The sequence below is a fragment of the Pedobacter sp. 01T416_2 genome (genome assembly GCF_056398925.1).
In genome coordinates this window covers 1-1861 of the sequence record NZ_JBFTQI010000986.1, presented here as the reverse complement: position 1 = coordinate 1861, position 1861 = coordinate 1, and the positions used below count along the sequence as shown (strand labels likewise).

Below are 1861 nucleotides of genomic sequence, written 5' to 3'. Positions count from 1 at the left end.
TATTTAAGCTATCTATGCGATCGGCATGGCCGGTAAAATGGCCTTGCCGGTTTTTTAACCCTTTAACTTAAAATATGAAACTTTTTTTAAGGCTTTGCCTTTTGGCTTCTTTGTGCCTGTTTACATGTATTTCTGTATCGGCACAAACTGCTGTAAACAAAGCTGATTCCTTGCACAATAAGCTTTTATCAGAAATGATCGGTTTACCTGCAGCCAATTTTACTTTAAAAGATCTCGATGGAAATGCAGTATCGCTAAAGGATCTAAAAGGGAAAGTAGTTGTGCTCGATTTTTGGTCGACATGGTGTGTGCCCTGCAAAAAATCTTTTCCTGCGATGCAGCTTGCCGTTAATACCTATAAAAATGATCCTTCTGTAAAGTTCTTATTTATCCATACCTGGGAAACCACCAAAACACCAGTTGAAGATGTAAAAAAATACATCGCACAATCGGGTTTTAATTTTCAGGTGCTAATGGACCTGAAAGATGGGACTGGACGTAATGCTGCGGTTGAAGCTTACGGCGTAAGTGCCATCCCTGCAAAATTTATTATCGATAAAGCAGGCAACATTGTATTTAAACTAACCGGCTTCACCGGAACCGATGCCGCTGCGCTCCAGGAAATTTCTGAGCGGATTACATTGGCAAAAAATCATAAATAACAAATGAATAACGCTATAAAGGGAATAGTAGTAACGATAGTTATGCTTCTCGGCTTAAATGCTGTGGCCCAGAAAAAACAGGTTGCCAAATTTCAGAAAACCATTGCCGAAGCAGTTAAAAAGGCGTACCCTGCAAGTGTACGGATGTGGGGTTTCGATGTACAGCAAAACCAAAGAACCAGTGCTCAGTTTAGTGGGGTGGTGGTTAGTGCCGATGGTTATATCCTAACCGCTGCACACACCATTTTGCCCGGTAAAAATTATAAGGTTTTTTTTCCTGATGGCCGCGAATGCATCGCGCTGGCACTTGGTAAAATAGAAAATAAAGAGACGCCAGGCATTCCAGATGTGGGCATGATGAAAATTACCGATAAAGGCACCTATCCATTTGCTGAGATGGGTTATTCGGCAAGTTTGCTTAAAAACGAACCTTGTATCAGCATTTCTTATCCCGAAACCTTAAATCAAACGATGCCAACCTTAAGGTTAGGGAATATTGCAGAAGTGAAAAATGAATATGGTTTTATCCGCTCCACCTGCAAAATGGAACCAGGTGATTCTGGCGGCCCTTTATTTGATTATTATGGCCGCGTAATCGGATTGCACAGTGCCATTGATGTTTCGGAAGAAATGAATTTCGAAATTCCTGTTGACCTTTACCGCCGTTATTGGACGGCTTTAAACAGCGAAAAACTTTATACCGTTTTCCCTGAAAAGAGGGATAGTGTGAAAACAGATCCCTTGTCTTTGCTATTACAGAAAGAAAGCAAACAGAAGGCTTTACACCCTGATTTTAATATGCCAACGCTTAAAAACAGCTGCTTTTCCATCAAAAGTATGATAAAAGGAAAAAACCAGGATATTTACGCCGCTTTATTGAATGTTAACACAGCAAATGGAGCTAAAAAACAACTTCTACTCAGTAAAAACACGATGGTTGGCGAACAAGCAAAAGGTGATATTAATGGAGTTGCGGTGCCAATTAAGTTAATAGGAAAAGATCAGGAGAATGACCTGGTTTTATTTGAACTTGACCAACGGATAACCGGTGGGATTGATTTAAATATTTCTGATAGCGACAGCGTTAGAATAGAGATGGGTAAACTTCTTTATAGCATTGATCCTGCTGGCAAGGTGATGCGCAGTGTTTTGGGCAGTAAGCTATTTAATTTGCCGAAAATTAATAGTCAGCCTTATTT

General features: G+C 40.1%; 2 protein-coding genes. Both read left to right on the top strand.

Annotation, left to right across the window (positions count from 1 at the left end; translation table 11 throughout):
- Positions 1 to 74 precede the first annotated feature (74 nt).
- On the top strand, positions 75 to 662 hold the full coding sequence (locus tag AC1DPQ_RS26555; protein WP_477584666.1) for a TlpA family protein disulfide reductase: 588 nt from the start codon (positions 75 to 77) through the stop codon (positions 660 to 662).
- Positions 663 to 665: 3 nt separating this feature from the next.
- On the top strand, positions 666 to 1861 hold a 1196-nt coding region (locus AC1DPQ_RS26550), incomplete at its 3' end, for a S1C family serine protease (protein ID WP_477611406.1).